The 20,283-nt window shown below is 34.9% G+C and carries 25 protein-coding genes, 1 tRNA gene, 2 pseudogenes and 2 riboswitches; of the genes and pseudogenes, 20 read left to right on the top strand and 8 right to left on the bottom strand.

Annotated features, from left to right (window positions below; all coding sequences use genetic code 11):
- Positions 1-5: 5 nt before the first annotated feature.
- The gene (thiD, locus tag CIB95_RS04690) at positions 6-809 is read left to right on the top strand and encodes a bifunctional hydroxymethylpyrimidine kinase/phosphomethylpyrimidine kinase (protein WP_094922580.1); all 804 of its coding nucleotides are present in this window, start codon (positions 6-8) and stop codon (positions 807-809) included.
- A gap of 12 nt (positions 810-821) precedes the next feature.
- Positions 822-1,136 (top strand): MTH1187 family thiamine-binding protein, encoded by a 315-nt coding sequence (locus CIB95_RS04685; RefSeq protein ID WP_094922577.1) that lies wholly within the window; start codon positions 822-824, stop codon positions 1,134-1,136.
- A 28-nt stretch (positions 1,137-1,164) separates the two neighbouring features.
- On the opposite strand, the gene CIB95_RS04680 is transcribed toward CIB95_RS04685, so the two are convergent.
- Positions 1,165-1,356 (bottom strand): DUF2759 domain-containing protein, encoded by a 192-nt coding sequence (locus tag CIB95_RS04680; RefSeq protein WP_094922575.1) that lies wholly within the window; start codon positions 1,354-1,356, stop codon positions 1,165-1,167.
- Positions 1,357-1,497: 141 nt separating this feature from the next.
- On the bottom strand, positions 1,498-1,923 hold the full coding sequence (locus CIB95_RS04675; RefSeq protein ID WP_094922572.1) for a hypothetical protein: 426 nt from the start codon (positions 1,921-1,923) through the stop codon (positions 1,498-1,500).
- 86 nt (positions 1,924-2,009) lie between these two features.
- Here CIB95_RS04675 and CIB95_RS04670 point away from each other — a divergent pair, with 86 nt between their 5' ends.
- Positions 2,010-2,651: an MBL fold metallo-hydrolase gene (locus CIB95_RS04670; protein WP_094923417.1), complete on the top strand. Its 642-nt coding sequence runs from the start codon at positions 2,010-2,012 to the stop codon at positions 2,649-2,651.
- A gap of 12 nt (positions 2,652-2,663) precedes the next feature.
- The gene (locus CIB95_RS04665; RefSeq protein WP_233143909.1) at positions 2,664-3,788 is read left to right on the top strand and encodes a class I SAM-dependent methyltransferase; all 1,125 of its coding nucleotides are present in this window, start codon (positions 2,664-2,666) and stop codon (positions 3,786-3,788) included.
- A 53-nt stretch (positions 3,789-3,841) separates the two neighbouring features.
- Here the strand turns inward: CIB95_RS04665 and CIB95_RS04660 are convergent, their stop codons facing one another.
- Positions 3,842-4,087, bottom strand: a complete 246-nt coding sequence (locus CIB95_RS04660; protein ID WP_094922567.1) for a DUF2626 domain-containing protein — start codon at positions 4,085-4,087, stop codon at positions 3,842-3,844.
- 103 nt (positions 4,088-4,190) lie between these two features.
- Positions 4,191-4,265: transfer RNA gene (locus CIB95_RS04655), tRNA-Gln, on the bottom strand.
- A 108-nt stretch (positions 4,266-4,373) separates the two neighbouring features.
- Between CIB95_RS04655 and comGA the strand changes: the two genes are divergently transcribed.
- From comGA to CIB95_RS04610, 9 genes are read left to right on the top strand one after another with little or no spacing between them, the layout of a single operon-like run.
- A complete protein-coding gene (comGA, locus tag CIB95_RS04650; protein WP_094922564.1) occupies positions 4,374-5,423 on the top strand; it encodes a competence type IV pilus ATPase ComGA in 1,050 nt (349 codons plus the stop codon).
- Positions 5,423-6,427 carry a competence type IV pilus assembly protein ComGB gene (comGB, locus tag CIB95_RS04645; RefSeq protein ID WP_094922562.1) on the top strand — a complete coding sequence of 335 codons (1,005 nt, stop codon included), beginning with the start codon at positions 5,423-5,425 and terminating at the stop codon, positions 6,425-6,427. The genes comGA and comGB overlap by 1 nt, the downstream gene beginning before the upstream one ends.
- Before the next feature lie 19 nt (positions 6,428-6,446).
- Positions 6,447-6,782: a competence type IV pilus major pilin ComGC gene (locus CIB95_RS04640; RefSeq protein WP_094922559.1), complete on the top strand. Its 336-nt coding sequence runs from the start codon at positions 6,447-6,449 to the stop codon at positions 6,780-6,782.
- The gene (gene comGD / locus CIB95_RS04635) at positions 6,757-7,212 is read left to right on the top strand and encodes a competence type IV pilus minor pilin ComGD (protein ID WP_094922556.1); all 456 of its coding nucleotides are present in this window, start codon (positions 6,757-6,759) and stop codon (positions 7,210-7,212) included. The genes CIB95_RS04640 and comGD overlap by 26 nt, the downstream gene beginning before the upstream one ends.
- The gene (locus CIB95_RS04630; RefSeq protein ID WP_094922554.1) at positions 7,196-7,543 is read left to right on the top strand and encodes a hypothetical protein; all 348 of its coding nucleotides are present in this window, start codon (positions 7,196-7,198) and stop codon (positions 7,541-7,543) included. Before comGD ends, CIB95_RS04630 begins: the two co-directional genes overlap by 17 nt.
- A complete protein-coding gene (gene comGF / locus CIB95_RS04625; RefSeq protein WP_094922552.1) occupies positions 7,524-7,964 on the top strand; it encodes a competence type IV pilus minor pilin ComGF in 441 nt (146 codons plus the stop codon). The genes CIB95_RS04630 and comGF overlap by 20 nt, the downstream gene beginning before the upstream one ends.
- A 2-nt stretch (positions 7,965-7,966) precedes the next feature.
- Positions 7,967-8,419: a competence type IV pilus minor pilin ComGG gene (gene comGG, locus CIB95_RS04620; protein ID WP_094922550.1), complete on the top strand. Its 453-nt coding sequence runs from the start codon at positions 7,967-7,969 to the stop codon at positions 8,417-8,419.
- A complete protein-coding gene (locus CIB95_RS04615) occupies positions 8,349-8,861 on the top strand; it encodes a shikimate kinase (RefSeq protein WP_094922547.1) in 513 nt (170 codons plus the stop codon). The genes comGG and CIB95_RS04615 overlap by 71 nt, the downstream gene beginning before the upstream one ends.
- A gap of 42 nt (positions 8,862-8,903) precedes the next feature.
- Positions 8,904-9,080, top strand: coding sequence for a YqzE family protein (locus tag CIB95_RS04610; protein ID WP_094922544.1), 177 nt, complete (start codon positions 8,904-8,906; stop codon positions 9,078-9,080).
- Between the two features lie 23 nt (positions 9,081-9,103).
- Here the strand turns inward: CIB95_RS04610 and CIB95_RS04605 are convergent, their stop codons facing one another.
- Together CIB95_RS04605 and CIB95_RS04600 are read right to left on the bottom strand one after the other, a co-directional pair.
- Entirely contained in the window at positions 9,104-9,895 is a 792-nt protein-coding gene (locus tag CIB95_RS04605; protein WP_094922541.1) for a YqhG family protein, read from the bottom strand.
- On the bottom strand, positions 9,873-11,558 hold the full coding sequence (locus tag CIB95_RS04600) for a DEAD/DEAH box helicase (protein ID WP_094922538.1): 1,686 nt from the start codon (positions 11,556-11,558) through the stop codon (positions 9,873-9,875). The genes CIB95_RS04605 and CIB95_RS04600 overlap by 23 nt, the downstream gene beginning before the upstream one ends.
- Before the next feature lie 139 nt (positions 11,559-11,697).
- Positions 11,698-11,792: riboswitch (glycine riboswitch) on the top strand.
- Positions 11,793-11,795: 3 nt separating this feature from the next.
- Positions 11,796-11,905: riboswitch (glycine riboswitch) on the top strand.
- 63 nt (positions 11,906-11,968) lie between these two features.
- On the opposite strand from CIB95_RS04600, the gene gcvT reads away from it, so the two are divergent.
- From gcvT to gcvPB, 3 genes are read left to right on the top strand one after another with little or no spacing between them, the layout of a single operon-like run.
- Positions 11,969-13,072, top strand: a complete 1,104-nt coding sequence (gene gcvT / locus CIB95_RS04595; protein ID WP_094922535.1) for a glycine cleavage system aminomethyltransferase GcvT — start codon at positions 11,969-11,971, stop codon at positions 13,070-13,072.
- Between the two features lie 31 nt (positions 13,073-13,103).
- Complete coding sequence (gene gcvPA / locus CIB95_RS04590; protein WP_094922533.1) at positions 13,104-14,450, top strand: aminomethyl-transferring glycine dehydrogenase subunit GcvPA; 1,347 nt, start codon at positions 13,104-13,106, stop codon at positions 14,448-14,450.
- The gene (gene gcvPB / locus CIB95_RS04585; RefSeq protein ID WP_094922530.1) at positions 14,443-15,909 is read left to right on the top strand and encodes an aminomethyl-transferring glycine dehydrogenase subunit GcvPB; all 1,467 of its coding nucleotides are present in this window, start codon (positions 14,443-14,445) and stop codon (positions 15,907-15,909) included. Before gcvPA ends, gcvPB begins: the two co-directional genes overlap by 8 nt.
- Positions 15,910-15,962: 53 nt before the next feature.
- On the opposite strand, the gene CIB95_RS04580 is transcribed toward gcvPB, so the two are convergent.
- A complete protein-coding gene (locus tag CIB95_RS04580; RefSeq protein ID WP_158217563.1) occupies positions 15,963-16,334 on the bottom strand; it encodes a DUF3888 domain-containing protein in 372 nt (123 codons plus the stop codon).
- Positions 16,335-16,529: 195 nt separating this feature from the next.
- Complete coding sequence (locus CIB95_RS04575; protein WP_094922524.1) at positions 16,530-16,907, bottom strand: rhodanese-like domain-containing protein; 378 nt, start codon at positions 16,905-16,907, stop codon at positions 16,530-16,532.
- A 152-nt stretch (positions 16,908-17,059) separates the two neighbouring features.
- On the opposite strand from CIB95_RS04575, the gene CIB95_RS04570 reads away from it, so the two are divergent.
- From CIB95_RS04570 to CIB95_RS04560, 4 genes and pseudogenes are all read left to right on the top strand, one after another.
- Positions 17,060-17,890 carry a lipoate--protein ligase family protein gene (locus CIB95_RS04570; protein WP_094922521.1) on the top strand — a complete coding sequence of 277 codons (831 nt, stop codon included), beginning with the start codon at positions 17,060-17,062 and terminating at the stop codon, positions 17,888-17,890.
- Between the two features lie 372 nt (positions 17,891-18,262).
- Positions 18,263-19,024, top strand: a pseudogene (locus tag CIB95_RS04565) (ribonucleotide reductase N-terminal alpha domain-containing protein); the annotation flags it as partial.
- Between the two features lie 214 nt (positions 19,025-19,238).
- The gene (locus tag CIB95_RS16180; RefSeq protein ID WP_158217562.1) at positions 19,239-19,406 is read left to right on the top strand and encodes a hypothetical protein; all 168 of its coding nucleotides are present in this window, start codon (positions 19,239-19,241) and stop codon (positions 19,404-19,406) included.
- A 115-nt stretch (positions 19,407-19,521) separates the two neighbouring features.
- Positions 19,522-20,178 (top strand): annotated as a pseudogene (locus CIB95_RS04560) (vitamin B12-dependent ribonucleotide reductase); the annotation flags it as partial.
- Positions 20,179-20,283 lie beyond the last annotated feature (105 nt).

Genomic DNA, 20,283 nt, shown 5'->3' with positions numbered 1-20,283 from the left:
CAGAAATGAAAGCAAAGGCATTAACTATTGCAGGATCCGATAGTGGTGGCGGAGCAGGAATTCAAGCTGATATAAAAACATTTCAAGAAAGAGATGTTTTTGGTATGAGTGCAATAACAGCAATAACAGCTCAAAATACCTTAGGAGTACATGGTGTTTATCCCCAAACATTAGAAGCTATAGAGAAACAAATAGATGTTGTTCTAAGTGATATTGGGGCAGACTCTGTTAAAACTGGTATGCTTTTTTCAAAAGAAATTATTGAATTAGTATCTCGATTATTAAAAGATTATAAAGTAGAAAATATTGTTGTTGACCCGGTTATGATCGCAAAAGGTGGGGCAAAATTGTTACAAGACGAGGCAATTGAAGCTTTAAAGAAACATTTGCTCCCACAAGCTACAGTAATTACACCAAACCTTCCTGAAGCGTGTGCAATACTTGGTTGGAGCGACATTAATTCTACTGAGGCAATGGAAGAAGCGGCATTAGAACTATATAAGTTAGGTGCTAAAAACGTCGTTGTAAAAGGTGGTCATCTAAATCACGAGCAATCTATTGACATATTATTTGATGGAAAAACTTACTCATACTATACTAATAACAGAATAAATACAAAACATACCCATGGTACAGGGTGTACGTTTGCTGCAGCAATTACTGCCGAACTTGCAAAAGGAAACTCTGTTTCTGAGGCAGTTTCAACTGCTAAATCATTCATTACTTCTGCGATTTCAGAAGGGCTTGCTATTGGAAAAGGTATAGGACCAACAAATCATGGGGCTTACAGAAAAGAACTTACTCGTTAAGGAGGACTATATATGGCCATTGTCGATGTTACAATTATTCCGATAGGAACTAAAGGGGCTAGCGTTAGTGATTATGTCGCAAATATGCAAAACTTTTTAGAAGAAAACAAGGAAAAGTATAAGATAACATATCAGTTAACTCCGATGAACACATTAATTGAAGGAGAGTTAGATGATTTATTTTCAGTAGTAAGAGCGATGCATGAACTTCCCTTTCTAAAAGGGATTGATCGCGTGGCAACGAATATTCGAATAGATGATCGTCGTGATAAAAGAGCTACTTTGGAAAGTAAAATGGAAAGTGTTCATAAAAAAATCCATCAATGATTGACTCATTGATGGACTTTTTTCGTTTTTAGTGAGGGCCAGGAACACCTGGGCCACTATGAGTAACTAAACTAATAATCGTCATTACTGTGAACCAACCGAAAACAATAAATGATAATCCAGCAAATCCAACTGCTAAAAAGTTCTTTCTTTTTAGTTCGCGGAAAACAGCAATTAAACATACGATTGTAATTAATGCACTAATAATAATAAAAGGCACGATGCAATACCTCCCTTTTACGTTCGGAAATTTTTTTTATTTTGTCCGTTTTTGTTTGAAGTTATCCTTAATTATGTAACTTCGAGGTTGTTCAATACGTATCCATTTTAAATCTTTTTGAAACATTTGTCGAGTAGTACTTTACGTAATAAAGATAATTTCAACTTCGTAAGCCAACTTATATTTTTCAATAAGTGTAGATAATTTTTTATCAACAAAATAAATAGGTTGGTCATAAGCATTTTCGACAGCAATTAAGTGTTCTTCAATCTGAAAAAGAGCCATTTTTATATTATCTTTATGTTCGCTTCTAATGGTAAACCCTCGCACCATGTCATCATATAAATAATGATTTGCTTTAGGTGAAACAAATCCATAGTCACTAAATGTACTCTTCAAAATGGGTGCTTGTAATTGAATTAGAGTATATGTTTCTTCCATTTCACTTTCGATACTTTCCATATCGGTGAACCTTTTAAAAATTAGTAACTCATCATCACGGTCAAAAATATTACTAATTTGAGATTCACTTTCTTCTGGTAAAACGCCACCGTACCTTTTTTCCACGAAACTCACGACCCTTTATCTTTATTTTCATCTTATATAAAGTGTAAAATAGAAAGTAATCAATCGCAATGGAGGATTTTATCATGATTAAATGGGAAAGAATGCCTTTAGGTCCAATTGAAACAAATTGTTATATCGTCTGGAATGAAGGAAATAAAAATGAAGCATTAATTATTGATCCAGGTGGTGATGCTAATAAGCTAAGCCAATGGATAGAAAGTAATACAATTCAACCGATAGCAATCCTTTTAACACACACACATTTTGATCACATCGGGGCAGTGGATGATATTCGCAAGAAATATTCCATCCCAGTTTACGTTCATAAAGAGGAGGAACATTGGCTCAATAATCCTGAAATGAATGGTTCAGCGAAATACCCTATGATTCCAGACCTTTTTGTAAATAAAGCTGACAAAATAATAGCTGGCGAGAAAAAAATGACGATTGGAAGCTTTACATTCGAAGTACTAGAGACACCAGGTCATTCACCAGGTAGCATATCATTTTACTTTGAAGAAGCATCAATTGTATTTTCAGGTGATGCATTATTTTTAGGTAGTATCGGTAGAACGGATTTGTTTGGAGGCAATCATCAACAGTTGTTACATTCCATCCATAATAAACTGTTACCTTTACCTGAAGAAACAAAAGTAGCTTCTGGTCACGGAAATCTTACAACAATTGCAAGAGAAATGGATAGTAATCCATTCTTAAATGGTTTTTAAACTATGGAAGTGATGGAACAAAAAATAAAATCTTTAATACAAAAAGATCCTAAACAGTGCATTAGCTATGCAACATTCATTCAAACTGCATTGTACGATAACGAAGCAGGCTACTATATGAAAGAAAAGCAGAAAATCGGAAAATCAGGGGATTTTTATACGAGTACTAACGTTCATGGCATTTTTGCAAAAGTCATTGCCAAAGCGTTTATTGAAGTTTTTGAGAAGGAAAGCATTTCTAAAGTAATTTGTGAAATTGGTGCAGGTACTGGAAAGTTCGCGGCTACTGTTTTAGAAGAAATAAAACATACAAATGAAGCACTTTTTCATGAACTAACGTATATCATCATTGAAAGTAGCCCCTATCATCGTAAAGAGCAGCAGAAAATACTACCAATGGAAAAGGTCATGCAATTTGCTTCACTCGAAGAAGCCAAAGTAAGTAAACCAAACATGAACGGAATCATTTTTTCTAATGAACTTTTTGATGCCTTTCCTGTGCATGTAGTCGAGCAAGGTGATCTATTAGAAGAAATCTTTGTTTCGCTAAATGAAGAAGGGAAGTTAATGGAGACAAAAGAAGTTTGTACAGACGACAAGATTCTTAAATGGCTCAAAATATATTACGGTAAGCTCAACAATGGACAAAGGTTAGAAATTCCTTTAGCGATGACTTCTTATATGGCAGATCTTTGTGATTGGCTGGACAAAGGAACAATATTTACAATTGATTATGGCTATACGAATGCAGAGTGGGGACAAAGACAGCATCGAAATGGAAGTTTAAGAGGATTTTCAAACCATACGCTAATTGATAATCCTTTAACAACGCCAGGAGAAATGGACTTAACAACACACATTCACTTCGATGCCTTAAAAGAAGTTGGACAAAATCAAGGCTTGAAAAATGTATTGTTTTTACCGCAAGATCAATTTTTACTAGCTGCTGGCATACTAACTTACTTGCAAAATAATGCAAACACGGATCCATTTTCTCCTATAAGTAGACAAAATAGAGCAATTAGACAATTTATTACTGCCGGAGGGATTTCATCTTCATTTCGAGTTCTTGTCCAATCGAAAAAGATGAACCAGGAAGAAAAGTGGAGTTTTGTCAAAAATGCAAATAGTTATTAAAATAACTAAAAAGACGATCAAGCAAAATGTTTTTGCTCGATCGTCTTTTTGTTTTAGTGAGATCCTCCACCAACAGGCATTACAAAGATTGTATAATACGTAAATCCAACCATAAACAAGGTTAAATAAGCTCCAAAAATGTAGATGTAAACGCGCTCAGACAAGTTTAAATATCCTAGTGATACGAAAGTTACAGTTTGTGCGAAGAATAATACTGCAAAACCTTCCATATTTCCTACGTATGCCATTACAGCGATAACACCAGTCCAAAAACCTAATACACGAAACATACGATCCATATGTAAGTCCCTCCCTTACTCGTTTATAACAATACTATTATAAATCCCAATTACTAATATGTAAACGATTAGAGGTGTCAAAATTATGTCTAATTTGTAAAAATGGCTGGGCTAGCAGGATTCGAACCTACGCATGACGGAGTCAAAGTCCGTTGCCTTACCGCTTGGCTATAGCCCAATAACAGTTATTATTATAAGCCTTTATAAAATTTCTATGCAATAAATGATTAATTTTTTTAAAAGTGTGGGTATAGATATATACACTGTTTGAAAGCGAGGTGATTCATTGTCTTATGTTGAGGAATCAGTAGAGCTACTGGTTAACAAAGCAATATACCTGAGTGCTTCTGATTTACACATCATTCCTAAACGCGATCATTATGCAATCAAATTTCGTGTTGATGGTGACCTTTTTATGGATAATCCTCTTCCGAAGAAGAAAGCAGAAAAGATGATTGCACATTTAAAGTTTCTTGCTCGGATGGATATTGGCGAAAAACGACTCCCACAAGCAGGTTCAATGCAAATTAAGTTGAATAGTGGAGCTTACTTCTTAAGATTATCAACCCTTCCGACACGTGGAGAAGAAAGTTTAGTCATTCGGTTTCACCCCAAAATTATTCCGAGGGAAATAAGGGAATTAGTCTTATTTGAAAATAGCTATTTGAGGTTGACAAAACTAATAAATAATCCACATGGGTTAATTATTCTTTGTGGGCCAACAGGGAGTGGGAAAACAACGCTTCTCTATTCAATGCTTCAAGATCTTTATGAAATGGAACAAAAACATATTGTAACAATCGAAGATCCGGTTGAAACAGAAAGTGACTGCTTTACACAAGTTGAAATTAATGAAAAGGCAGGTATAACTTATGAAAGTATTATAAAAGCGTTATTGCGCCACAACCCTGACATTATTATGGTTGGTGAGATTAGGGATGCAAAAACAGCTAAAGCAGCAATTCGTGCGAGTATGTCAGGGCAACTCGTATTCACTACGATGCATGCAAATGATACAGCTAGCTGTATTAAAAGGTTTGCTGAATTTGGTATTAGTAACTTTGACTTACAGCAATCACTCATTGGAATAATTGCGCAGCGTTTAGTAAAACTACATTGTCCATTTTGTGAAGAAAACTGTCATCCATTGTGTAAGGTCCATCGAAAGTTACGACGTTCTGGAATCGTGGAAATATTGGCTGGGGAAGCATTAACTAATAATTTAATGAAAACAAATAAAAGTAAATATAAAAAATTAAAACATGAGTTGTGCAAAGGAATTGCATTAGGATATATTCCTGAAGAAAACTACTACCAAATAATTGGAGAAGGCTAATGAAAACAGAGGAAATGGCAATATTCTTGGATAGAATAGGTACGATGTTACAAAAGGGCTATTCGTTATATGAAGCCATTGAGCTATATGGGATTTTAGAGAATGAAAAAATAAGAAAATGTACGAATGAAATGCTTGTGCTCTTAAAACAAGGAGAACCACTTTATATTGTCTTAAAATATTTCCACTTTCCAAACATGATCTTGGCCTTACTATATTTCTCGGAAAAACATGGGAATATGGCTTTTAGCTTAATAGAAAGTGGAAGAATGTTAACTGAAAAAACGAAGAATACGAATGCTGTAAAACGACAGCTAAAATACCCATTATTTTTACTAACTTTTCTATTAATAGTATTAATGATAGTAACAAAGCAACTGTTACCGCAATTTCAACATTTGTTTCAATCGCTTAACTATGAAGCTCCAAAAAATTTACAACTTATGCTCGTTGGTATTAAGACCTTACCTTACTTGTTTGTTAGCTGTTTCATTGTAATCTTAATTGTTTACATGGTTTTCAAAGTAAATAAACAAAGAATGAAACTGGAGATCTTTTTTAAATTTCCAATTATAAGTAAGTACTTAAGACGATTTACTACGCAATTTTTCAGTCTCCATTTAAGTTGTCTGTTAGCGAGTGGGATTTCTTTAAAAGATTGTTTTTCGATTTTTTCAAAGCAACAATACGTTTTATTCATCGCGAATGAAACCGAAAGAATAAATAAACGGTTAAAAAACGGTGAAAAAATTGAGGATGCCATTATTTCTAGCAATTTTTTTGAGAAAGAACTGGCAAAAGTTATAAGTCACGGACAAGCAAATAGTAAGCTTCCTGAGGATTTGTTGCAATATAGCAATTTGTTACAAGAGGACTTGCAAAAAGCAATGAATAAAGGAATTAGTTTGTTACAACCTCTAGCTTTTTTAATTATTGGTTTTGTTATCTGTTCACTATTTGTAACCGTTATCTTACCTGTATTCCAAATGGTACAAGCAATATAAAATAAAGGAAGGGATATGTATGTTAAAGAAAGAAAAAGGCTTTACGTTAGTTGAGATGTTAATTGTATTAATGATTATGACGACCTTGTTACTTATTGCAATGCCTAGCATTGATAAAAATAATAGTGTAGTTAATGGGAAAAGTTGTGAAGCGATGAAAAGCTTAGTGGAAGGGCAAGCAGAAACATTTGCAGTAGAAACGGGAGCTAAACCAACGATTATTGGTGACCTTGCAGGTTATATTAGTGAAATTGAAGCAACTGATCAAGAGTTGTTATGCCCAGGAGAGCAACAGAAAATAGTAATTGATAGTCAAGGTGAGATAGTCATTGAAAATATTGCAGCAGGCTCATAATTCTAAGGGAGTATCTTTCTTTGAATTACTTCTCGTTTTAGCGATGATCGGAGCGATGGCAAGTTTTGTGCTCATTGAGTTGACTCCTATACAAGATGTAAAGGAATCGGAATACTTCCTGGAGCAATTATCAAATGACCTACAATATCTTCAGCAATACGCCATTACAAATCAATCTTCCGTTCATGTACAGTTTAATAAAGAAGGACACAAATACTTTGCGTATATAGATAACGTTTATGAGCCTTTTTTTAGTCGGAGATTTTCCAAGAATTTAGAATTAGATTATGGAACGCTCGGAAATTATTTTATCTATTACCCGTCTGGTAATATTACAAAGTCTGGTACGTTGTTTATTCATACTAATAGGAAAAGATTTCGCATTGTCTTTTTTCTAGGTAAAGGAAGGTTCTATGCCGAACAATTGTAAAGGGTTTTCAATGTTAGACGCTTTGTTAGGGTTAAGCATTTTATCTTTATTCTTTACGTTTGCCCTCCCCAGCATAAATGCATTAATTAAAGAAAGAAAACATGTTTCAGAAAGTATGTATGTTGTCACAACATTACACAACGACCTACAAGAAAATATATATGAGGATAGTAACTCGTTTAATGATTCTGCAGTCATTTTTACACCAAATAAAAAAGAATTACGAATAACGAGGCAAAAAAATAATCATAAAATAAAAGTTTGTATTAATTGGGCAATTACAGAGAAACGGTTTAAGGAGCTTTGTTTATATGGTTTTGAAGCAAACTAAAGGGTTTACCCTTTTAGAAATGTTAATCTCATTCTCCTGCTTTTTAGTATTAATATCATTGTTACCGATTATCATTAATGGAATGCATATACCTAAACATTTAACTGGAAATTGGCTAAAACCAATGGAAGTACATTTGTTTTTTGAGCAAGTTGGGTTAGAATTAAGGCAAACAAGGAGCTTGACTAATCAGTGGGGAAGACTCTTGCTAACGAAAGATGATGGAAGTGTAGTTACAATAGAAAGATATGGAAATTATATAAGAAGAAGAGTGAATAACAAAGGACATGATGTCATGCTTACAAATGTTAAAAGTATGACTTTTCGAATTGTATCTAATGGTGTTGAAATTCAAGTGACTGGATTAAACGGCAGTAAGTATCAGAAACGAATTTCTCTAACTCCGTACAGGGAGAGTTAGACATGAGAAATGAACATGGTTTTATTACTCCGTTTGCTTTAGCAATAGTATTAATATTCACCGTGTACTGCTCTTACCAACTACAATTATTAAAAAGTGAACAACTTTTTTTAAATGAAATGGAAAAGATGATTGTACTTGAAACGTTGATGCAAAGAGGGATTGTTGATATTATTTCTGAAATAAATACAAGACCGTCACAGTCGTTTTCAGGAACGTTTACTTATGAAGATGGTCAGGTAAATTACAATATTTCTTTTGAAAATGAAAGCATGTATGTTGTCACAATGTCGGTAGCCATTGTAAGTGGGACGGTAAGAAATGCAACGTTTCATTATGATAATATACAAAAGACTGTTATTGAATGGCAGGAGGCAAATGTAAGTGAAAGCATTGTATCTTACGGGATTTATGGGAGTAGGAAAAACTACTGTTGGTCAGTTGATAAGTCATAAATTAAACATTCCTTTTATAGACCTTGACCAACAAATAGAACGAACAACCAATACCTCAATCCCGACCCTTTTTTCTACTATTGGAGAAAATGGATTTCGGAAACTAGAAACCGAAGAGCTTTTCCGAACTCAAAAAAACAATATTGTTATTGCTACAGGTGGAGGAATAGTCGAAAAGCAAGCAAATCGTGAATTTATGAAGAAAAACGGGACTATAATATATCTACATCATTCATCTTTTGAAAAATTATATAAACGAATTAAAGAGGATCAAAATAGACCTATATCCTATTCTAAAACTGCTCAAGATGTTGAAAAGTTATATCATTCTCGATTACCATATTACAAAGATGGGAGCATTACGCTGGACACTAAGGACAAGTCTGAAATTCAAGTATCAGAAGAAATATTAAAATTGTTGACTAAGATCGCCGTTATTTGAGAATGCTAAGTACAAAGCATACAAAAATGGTGGTGGATGTTTATGTCAACAAATGATTACGTGAAGTTCGTTACACAACAAATTGTGAGTTATATAGATCAACCAAAAGTACAAAGAAAAGCAGAGAAAAAAGCGAAAAAAGAAAATAAACCATCTTTAAAATATCATTGGTTTGGGATGATCCCACTTGCACTTTCGCTCATGTTCAAGAAAAAATAAAGTCCATGCCTAGTTGCATGGACTTATTTTATTGCATTTGGAGATAAATAAAACAACCCACCGTTAATTACTTCAACATTGATCCGCGGTTCATATTGCTCTTTAATAGCAGATTTCTCGTTATAAAACGTTTCCGGTTTTTCTTCCACATCTTCATAAAAATGATTTAATAATTGTTGATCTTCATTCCAACGTTCTTTGGCACTTTCTACCCAGCTTAAGTCATCATTTTCAATCATCTCTGTAATAACCTTTTTCAACCGATTTAAACCGCTTTGATGCTTAATTAAAGGTGCTAGTGTAAAACAGAAATCAGGAATTTTTGGGGTTAATGATAAATCAGTAATTTTATGATGGAATTCTTCGACAATGCTTCCGTTAATTAAATTTAATCCTAGCGAAATAATATTGTCCTTCCTGCGATCACAAATATAGGAGATTTTTGCGTTTACTTCAATCCAAGGGTGTAAAGGGGTTTTTAGTTCCCCTTTAATATTCTCGTATAAACGGATATAGCCACCCATTTCTTTTGCTGCTTTAAATATTTGATGAAGTCTTGGTGAACCAAAGTGAATAAACTCACCATTTATTCCTTCAGGAGCGTTTTTGTTGTCAGTTACTAATGTCAATTTCATTGGATTCGGATTACCACCCGTTTTTTCAAGGTAATGCCAATAAAAAGGACGATTCATTAACATTTTATCCATTTCAATAGAAAGCTGTACTGTCATATAACTGTCATTTTTATCGACGATGGCACAATCCGTACTTGTGAAAAAACGTTCTAAATAATTATAAATTTTTTCCTGCTGCATAAGGCATCTCCTCAGTCAGTTGATTAGTATCCTCATGTAAAATAGAAGTTAGATTATCCATTTTAATTTTTATTTCGCCAGAGCTATCTGATGTATCAAAAATCTCTTTAATATGCATTTCAATATTTCCGATTTTGATTTTTGTAAGTATTTCATCGAGATTTCCGATTACACGCTCAAACATATTAATCTTTTCATAAAGAAGTTTTAAAACGTGTTCTTCAACAGTATCTTTTGTTGCAAAATTATAAATGTGTACATCCTTTTCTTGTCCAAGACGATGGATTCTACCAATTCGTTGTTCTAAGCGCATCGGATTCCAAGGTAAGTCATAGTTAATGACATGATGGCAAAATTGTAAGTTGATACCTTCACCGCCAGCTTCCGTTGCTATTAGAACTTGCGCATGGTCTTTAAATAATTGTCTCATCCAATCCTTTTTACTTCTTTTAAAGCCACCACGAAAAGGAACGGACGATATCCCGTGTTGCTTTAAGTACCATTGTAAGTAATATTGAGTTGCACGGTATTCAGTAAAGATAATGACTTTATCATTAATGTTCTGAATAAGTTCCAATGCTTTTTCAGCTTTTGAATTGCGACTAACATTTTCAATCATCTTGATAAGTTCGAGTATTTCTCCTTGTGCAGCTTCATTTAGCTCTCGCTTCTCTAACATATTTTTTAATGTTAAATAAGCAGCTTCTCTACTACTACAAACTTCGCGCTGCAGTGTAATCGTTGAAAATGATCCGCCGAAATTTTCTTGATTTCTCCGGTATTTTGAAATAGCATCATATAATAGTCTTTCCTCATTATTAAATTCAATAGGGACAGTTTTAACAACTCGTTTCGTCCATTCAATACCAGTATCTTCTCGTCTATTCCGAACCATCACTTTATTTATTAACTGCCTTAACTGTGAATCACTATCTTCTGAACTTTGTTTATTTGCAAATAGTTCTTCAAACTTCTCTTCATTACCTAAATGTCCTGGCTTTAATAAAGAAACTAAGTTGAAAATCTCTTCCATTTTATTTTGTACAGGTGTTGCAGTTAACAATAAACAAAACTTCTTTTTTAATTGTTGGATAAATTCATAGTTTTTCGTTTTTTTATTTTTTAACTTATGAGCCTCATCAATAATGATAAAGTCATAATCTTGTTGCAAAATAATGTCACGGTGTGGATTCCGTTTTGCTGTATCAATTGAAGAGACTACTACATCACATTGCTCCCAAACGTAAGACTTCTTTTGAGGAATTGCCGGAATGTGAAATTTATCATTTAATTCACTACACCATTGCATAACTAAAGAAGCAGGTACTAAAATTAGTATTTTCTTGGCTAATCCACGAATCATATATTCTTTTAAGATTAATCCAGCTTCAATTGTTTTTCCTAAACCAACTTCATCAGCTAAGATTGCTTTTCCGTTCATTTTTTCACAAACGGTTTTTGCTACTTCAAGTTGGTGTGGAAGTGGTTGAAAGTTTGCTAAATATTCTGGTGCTAGTAAACCATAAAAATCAGAAATGCTTGTTTGCTCCTCTGTTTCGAGTGCGAGATTATACAATTCCCATGAAGTCCACGGGCCATCTTGTTCAATTTTTGATAAAAGATTTTCTTCCCAAGATGAATCAAACGAAATGTCGACCATCACAATGTTCCTTTCTTAGAAAAATGTATATTGCCATAACATTACAAAAAATGATAGGATTAATTTTGAAAATGTTACTATTAGTATGAGAATATTTGAAGAGATTATAAGTTTTATTTTATACAATTGAATGAAAAGGCGAATGAAAATAAGGGGAGAGACTACAAATGTAGCGCCGAAGGAGCAAACAAAGATTATTCTTGTGAATCTCTCAGGCAAAAAGACTCTTATTGGACGCAACTCTGGAGAGCGTTGAAGTACTAGAACTACTACTTTAACCACCAAAGAGGAAACTCCTACTACTTTTATGCAGTACTATGGAGGAAAACTTTCAGGTCAAAAGGACAGAGAATACATGGAATAGCGGTATTCTCTGTCTTTTTAGTATGCGAAAGAAAAAAGGAGGAAATAAAATGTCAGATTTAATGCGCACACCTTTATTTAATGTTTATAAAGAGTACGGTGGAAAAACAATAGATTTTGGTGGATGGGATTTACCAGTTCAATTTTCTAGTATTAAAGAAGAGCATGAAGCTGTACGAAGCGCAGCGGGACTTTTTGATGTTTCACATATGGGTGAAATTGAAGTCAAAGGACCTGAAGCACTTACATATTTACAAAAGATGATGACAAACGATGTTTCTAAGCTAAAAGATGGCGGTGCACAATACACTGCGATGTGCTATGAAAATGGTGGGACTGTCGATGACCTCCTAGTATATAGAAAATCTGAGAATGATTATTTATTAGTTGTAAATGCAGCTAATATTGCCAAAGATTTTGATTGGTTACAATCACATGTGACGGAAGATGTAACCGTTACCAATGTTTCTGATAACGTAGCTCAATTAGCTTTACAAGGTCCGAAAGCCGAACAGACTTTGCAAAAGCTAACAGACTATGATTTAAGCACTATCCGTTTCTTTAAATTTGCTGAAGGTGTAGAAATTGCTGGTAAGAAAGCACTGGTTTCTCGCACTGGATACACTGGGGAAGATGGGTTTGAAATTTATTGTAATAACGAAGACGCAATTGCTCTTTGGAACGCTATTCTTGAAGCTGGTAAAGAAGATGGAGTGCTTCCAATCGGTTTAGGTGCACGTGATACACTTCGCTTTGAAGCGAATTTAGCTCTTTACGGACAAGAATTGTCTGCGAACATCTCGCCTCTTGAAGCGGGAATTGGTTTTGCTGTAAAGGTAGATAAAGAAATACCTTTCATCGGTCAAGAAGTGCTAAAAAAGCAAAAAGAAGAAGGAACACCGCGTAAAATCGTCGGTCTTGAAATGATTGAAAAAGGTATTCCGAGAACTGGTTATGAAGTATTTGTTAATGGTGAAAAGATTGGTGAAGTAACAACTGGTACACAATCACCGACGTTAGGAAAGAACATCGGACTTGCTATAATCGATAGCAAGCATGCTGAGTTAGATAACGAAGTAGAAGTACAAGTACGTAAACGTCGCTTAAAAGCAAAAATTGTTCCAACACCATTTTATAAAAGACCACGCAACTAATTTAATTGCCTAATGAGAAAGGGGTAAAGCTATGAAGCATCGTTATTTACCAATGACAGAAACTGACGAAAAACAAATGCTAGAAACAATTGGAGCTAATTCAATTGATGAACTATTTTCAGATATTCCTAAAGAGGTAAAATTTAAAGGGAGTCTTAATATTAGAGAAGCTGCATCTGAAAGTGATTTAATTAAAGAACTTTCTGCACTTGCTAATAAAAACGTAAATACGAAAGAGTATGCATCATTTTTAGGTGCGGGAGTTTACGATCATTACATCCCAACGATTGTTGATCACGTAATCTCAAGATCAGAATTTTATACAGCTTATACGCCTTACCAACCTGAAATTTCACAAGGGGAATTACAAGCAATTTTTGAATTCCAATCGATGATTTGTGAATTGACTGGAATGGAAGTTGCAAACTCTTCTATGTATGATGGGGGAACAGCTTTAGCTGAAGCAGCGTCTTTAAGCTATGGTCATACAAGAAAAACGAAAATTATCGTATCTAAAGGGGTCAACCCACAATCAAGAGCAGTGCTTAAAACATATGCAAAAGGTTTTAACCTTGAAGTGGTGGAAATTGATACTCCAAATGGAATGACTGATATAGAGCAGCTAAAAGCAGAAGTGGATGATAATACAGCTAGTGTAATCATTCAATACCCTAACTTCTTTGGTCAAGTTGAACCATTGAAAGAATTAGAAGAAATCATTCACGCGCAAAAAGCTTTATTCGTTGTTTCAAGTAATCCTTTAGCTTTAGGGCTATTACAGCCACCTGGTAAGTTCGGTGCAGATATTTGTATCGGTGATGCACAACCATTTGGTATTCCTGCACAATACGGTGGACCTCATTGTGGTTACTTTGCCGTTTCTAAAAAATTAATGCGTAAAGTTCCTGGCCGTTTAGTTGGGCAAACAAAAGATGAAAATGGCGTACGTGGATTTGTTTTAACGCTTCAAGCACGTGAGCAACATATTCGTCGTGAAAAAGCTACTTCGAATATCTGTTCAAACCAAGCGTTAAATGCGTTAGCAGCTTCTGTCGCAATGACAGCTATTGGTAAACGTGGCGTAAGAGAAATGGCAGCGCAAAACATTCAACGTGCAAATTATGCGAAAAAGAAATTACAAGAGCATGGTATCCCTGCTATCTTTAACGGACCAAGCTTTAATGAGTTTGTCGTAAAATTAAATGCTCCGATTGAAGAGGTAAATAAGAAGCTACTTGAAAAAGGTATTATTGGTGGTTACAACGTAGGTAATGATTACCCTGAGTTAGAGAACCATATGCTAATTGCAGTAACTGAACTTCGTACGAAGGAAGAAATAGATACACTTGCGAAAGAATTGGGGGATTACAATGCATAAAAAAGATCAACCACTCATTTTTGAACTTAGCAAAGAAGGCCGTGGAGGATACAGCCTTCCTGTAATGGATATCCCTACTGAAAATATTGATGACTTATTACCAAGTGAATACATTCGCGAGGAAGCGCCTGAACTTCCTGAAGTGGACGAATTACAAATCATGCGTCATTACACTGCTTTATCTAACCGTAACCATGGTGTTGACTCAGGATTCTATCCTTTAGGGTCTTGTACGATGAAATACAATCCAAAAGTAAATGAATTTGTTGCTCGTATCCCAGGATTTGCACACATTCACCCTTCACAACCAGTTGAAACAGTGCAAGGTGCATTAGAGTTAATGCATGAATTGCAAACGTCTCTTGAAGAGATAACTGGTATGGATACGGTAACACTTCAACCTGCAGCTGGTGCCCATGGAGAGTGGACTGGATTAATGATGATCCGTGCTTACCATGAAGCAAATGGTGATGATAAGCGAACAAAGGTAATCGTACCAGATTCAGCACACGGGACAAACCCAGCATCTGCAACTGTAGCAGGATTTGACACAATCACAGTTAAATCGAATGAACAAGGACTAGTTGACTTAGAAGATTTACGACGTGTAGTTGGGGAAGATACTGCAGCATTAATGCTTACGAATCCGAACACATTAGGGTTGTTCGAAGAAAATATTTTAGAAATGGCAAAAATCGTTCACGAAGCTGGCGGTAAGCTTTACTATGACGGAGCGAATATGAATGCAATTTTAGGAACAGCTCGTCCTGGAGATATGGGCTTTGATGTCGTTCACTTAAATCTTCATAAAACATTTACTGGCCCTCACGGTGGTGGTGGACCTGGTTCAGGACCTGTAGGAGTAGCAAAAGACTTAGTTCCTTACTTACCGAAACCAGTTGTAATAAAGCGAGATGGTATGTACTTATTAGATCATGACCGTCCACAATCGATCGGCCGAGTAAAACCTTATTTCGGAAACTTTGGCATTAACGTTCGTGCCTACACGTACATTCGTACAATGGGTCCTGATGGACTTAAGTTAGTATCTGATTATGCAGTATTAAATGCAAACTACATGTTTGCACGTTTAAAGCCATTCTATGATGCGCCATTTGACCGTTATTGCAAGCATGAGTTTGTATTAAGTGGAAGACGTCAAAAGAAGCTTGGCGTTCGTACGCTTGATATTGCAAAACGCTTACTTGATTTTGGTTACCATCCGCCAACAATCTACTTCCCACTAAATGTTGAGGAATGTATTATGATTGAGCCAACGGAAACAGAGGCAAAAGAAACGTTAGACGAATTCTGTGACGCGATGATTCAAATTGCGAAAGAAGCGGAAGAAACACCAGAGATCGTACAAGAAGCACCTCACAATACAGTTGTTTCTCGTATGGATGAAACATTAGCTGCAAGAAAGCCGATATTACGTTATCAAAAAGAAGCACAATAGTGAATTTGAAAAAGAGCTTTGAGAATAATCTCAAAGCTCTTTTATACTTTATTTTAATCATTCTTCCTTTTAATTTTCTTATATTCTACTAAATCTACTTTAATATCATTAACCTCTCTAATGGTCTTTCTATTTTCGGGACGAGTATTTGGAGCGGTAATTTTAAGCGTAACTATATCGTATGTAGTGTTTTCAAGTTCACCAACACGTAACATTAATTCAATCTCAAACCAACCACCTAATGTTGTAGTTGTCGAATGTATTAATGAAATATCAACAATGTTATAAACCTCAACTGTTGTCTTTTTTCCATAGTGTTCTTTAACTATTTCATGCAGTTTTGGTGATAATAAAGCAATTAAAACATCTTCTGGTGTGTAGTAAATAGGAACTTTTTCTTTTATATTTGCCTGATTCTCTTCCATTGCAACTACTTGCTTTATTGAAAAACAAAACAGCATACTGACTATAAAAAGCAAAAAATACTTTAAAAATAACTTTCTGTTCAAATGGTATCAAACCTTTCAGTTAACAAAATGTTATTTTAGTATTTGCTATACATGGTTTATCATTCCAATAAAAAAAGCAGCACATTAACATGCACTGCCGAATAAGAAGTATTATTTCTTTTTAATTTTTCCTGTCCATTTTCTAAAACCACCTTGTAAGTGGCAAAGCGTCTCATAGCCGTTACGCTTTAAAAGTGCTGCTGCTCGCATACTGCGATTACCGCTTGCGCAATACAAGTAAACAGGCTTGTCTTTTCTTAATTCAATTAATCGCATTTTTAATTGTGATAAAGGGATGTTTCTTGCGCCTAAAATATGACCTGCTTCATATTCTTGTGGCTCACGTACATCAATTAGCTGTACTTTTCTTAAGTTTTCTTTAAATTCATCTTCTGTTAATGTTTGCAAATAACGTGGTTTAAAAATAACTTTTGTAATTAGAAAATATACTAGTAAACCGACGATAATAGCAATGATCCATTCTAACATTGCTTACACTCCTTTATTATTCCAATAATACATATACCATATCTATTATAAATTGCCATGTGAAAATTGGCAAAGGAAAATCAAATCTTTGATTTTTTATAGCAGTTTGATAAACTTAGTACGACGTTACAATGAAATGAAAGAGGCTTACTATGACAAAAGAAAAATGGATGTTTATTGACTCAGGTAATTGCGACCCAGCATTTAATATGGCTTTAGACGAAGCATTACTAGAATGGAATAGCAAAGGAGAAATCCCTCCAGTTATTCGTTTTTATGGTTGGAATCCAGCAACACTTTCCATCGGATATTTTCAACGTGCAGAAAAAGAAATAAATTTTGATATGGTGAACAAATATGGATTAGGTTTTGTAAGACGTCCTACTGGTGGTAGAGGTGTGTTACATGATAAAGAACTTACATATAGTGTAATTGTTTCAGAAGATCATCCAGAAATGCCGAAAACCGTTACAGAAGCATACCGCGTAATCTCTCAAGGGATTTTGGAAGGCTTCATTAACCTTGGTTTAGATGCATATTTTGCAATACCACAAACAGAACTTGAAAAGCAGGGCCTAAAAGACCCACGTTCCTCTGTATGCTTTGATGCCCCTTCCTGGTATGAATTAGTTGTCGAAGGTCGAAAAGTGGCAGGAAGTGCACAAACAAGGCAAAAGGGAGTAATCTTGCAACATGGTTCAATATTACTAGATATAGATGAAGATATGCTGTTCGATTGTTTCATCTTTAAAAGTGAGCGAATTCGTCAACGGATGCAAGAAAACTTCAAAAAGAAGGCAGTAGCAATAAATGCTCTTCGTTCGCCTGTGACTGTTGAAGAAGCGAAAGTAGCTTTTAAAGAAGGGTTTGAAAAAGGATTAAATATAGAATTAATCCCATATTCATTAACAGATGAGCAATTGAAGCAAGTGAACCAAATTGCAGAGAAATATAGAAGTGAAGAATGGAATTATAAACGCTAAATTCAAAATAACAAATATTACAATGGTTAATCATTCAAAGATTTTACAACCATTTCAACGTCTAGGAATTTTGCCTAGGCGTTTTTTATTTATCAATTTTTCAATCCTTGTATTTTTTCAAGATTATTAAATACCATTATTATCCTTGGGAATACTCTATTATTTAGCAAATTCTATTATTTTATAATATTGACAAAATTTATTTTATATGCACCAATATCAACATATAGTAATTTTGTATTAAATGTAACACAATATATTGATATTAGATTTAATAGTTGTTATCATATAGGAAAGTTTTCCAATATTCTAATTGGAAAATTAATAGATTTTGGGGAGGAATATATATTGCCAGTTGTTACGTCAGCGAACATGTCAATTAACTTGGAAAAGCTAAATGAGGATATTGCCTATTTTCCACAAGTACACCCAATAACAGAAGATATGAAGATAACTCATGAAGGTGTATCACGCTTAGTTATGCTTGACCGATATTCTTTTAAAGATACTGAAAAGAAAACATTAAAAGTTGGAGATTTTGTTGTATTAACTGTAAAAGAAGACCCAAAATTTCCTGCAAGAGGTTTAGGATTTATAACTGAAGTTGACAAAGAAAATTACAAAGTAAAAGTGCAAGTAGATGAGGAATATCGAGGTGTTTTAGAAGGTGAAGCGGCTGGGACTGGCATCATTACTAAGTCTATTAATGTTGTTGATAAGCCACTAGAAATTTTTTATGAACAAATTGCTAAACGGAATGCAAGAGGCTTAGCAAAAGTAGAGTCAGATCCTGTGAAAAGAAAAGAGATAGAAGAACGTTTCTATAACCAACTTGCATCATTAAATTTTGTCCCTGCTGGTAGAGTTTTATATGGAGCAGGTGCAGAAAAGGACGTTACTTTTTTTAATTGTTACGTGATGCCTTATGTAAAAGATTCACGTGAAGGGATTTCTGACCACCGTAAAAAAGTAATGGAAATAATGAGTCGTGGTGGGGGAGTTGGAACAAATGGGTCGACACTCCGTCCAAGAAATACGTTAGCTAAAGGTGTGAATGGAAAGAGCTCGGGTTCAGTCTCCTGGCTAGATGACATCGCGCAATTGACTCATCTAGTTGAGCAGGGCGGGTCCCGTTAATACCATGGCGGGAGTAAAATCTTGTGAATTGCTGGAACACCCTAAAGCTTCATTTACTACAACGTAGCTGGTGACAGCAAGCGTGAATGTTTGAAAAACAATGAAGATAAGAAATGGGCAATCAGCAGCGAAGCACCTTTGGAAACAAAGGTGAACGTTCAACGACTATCAAAATCTCCTACACTAAACACGAATAAAGGATGTGAATAACATGGAGAAAGTAGACCATAAAAAGCGGAGACGGTTTTATGGGGCGCAAGACAAGGAAGAGTTTCTTAAAAGATTTTTAGAACTATACGAGCAAGGGTTAAGCCAAAATGATATTAGTAGAAAAGTTAATATTCCTAGAGGAACTATTATATGCCCATGGAACTCTTAAATTAGATCGAAAATATAAGAAATTTACTTCCTTGATGATATAGTCTGAACTCATGTGAAAGCATGAGAGATAGGCAGAAATGACCTATCCCCATTAGTAATAATGGAGTAACAAAAAGCGTGGGGCACAAATGTTAATGCTAAACGTAACAGCACCAGACATCTTGGAATTTATCATTAGTAAGATGCAAAATCCTAACATTTTACGTTTCTTAATAAATAATACAGAAGATGAAGAAATTAAAAGACTTGCGAAGGACAAGCTAAAATTCACGCCACTTTCAGAGGTAGAAAGAACAATTTTTCAAGGGATAATTAATTTGAAAGACCACCCAGGACAAGGTGGATTTACAGAACAAGCAATAGCAGAAGCAGAGAAAAAATTAGCAGATGGTGGTATATATGGAGTTCATCGCCCGGAATTTTTATCAGGAGCCAATATATCTGTATGTATTACGAAAGAGTTTATGGACGCTGTTGAAAATGATGATGACTTCCCTCTACAATTTCCAGATGTAGAAAGTTATTCGAAAGACGAAATGGCATTTTATAATGAAAAATGGCATGAAGTTGGCGATGTTCGCGAATGGGCGAAAATGGGTATGAAAGTAAAAACGTACCGCTACGTGAAAGCACGTGAACTATGGGATTTAATTAATGTATGTGCGACATATAGCGCCGAACCTGGCATTTTCTTCGTCGATAATGCCAATGAAATGACCAATGCAAAAGCATATGGACAAAAAGTTGTTGCGACGAATCCGTGTGGTAAAGTAGCTTAGTTTGCCTCACGTAAAAAACTGCGGAATGAAGCGGGAAGGCTGAAACGCTAATCCGAACCGAAGGCTAGAATTAAAATACTAGTCAGGGGCAACGCA

Source organism: Lottiidibacillus patelloidae (assembly GCF_002262935.1).
In the GTDB taxonomy this organism is placed as follows: domain Bacteria; phylum Bacillota; class Bacilli; order Bacillales; family SA5d-4; genus Lottiidibacillus; species Lottiidibacillus patelloidae.
Note: the sequence above shows the minus strand (reverse complement) of the source record. Positions and strands in the feature narration are given on the sequence as shown.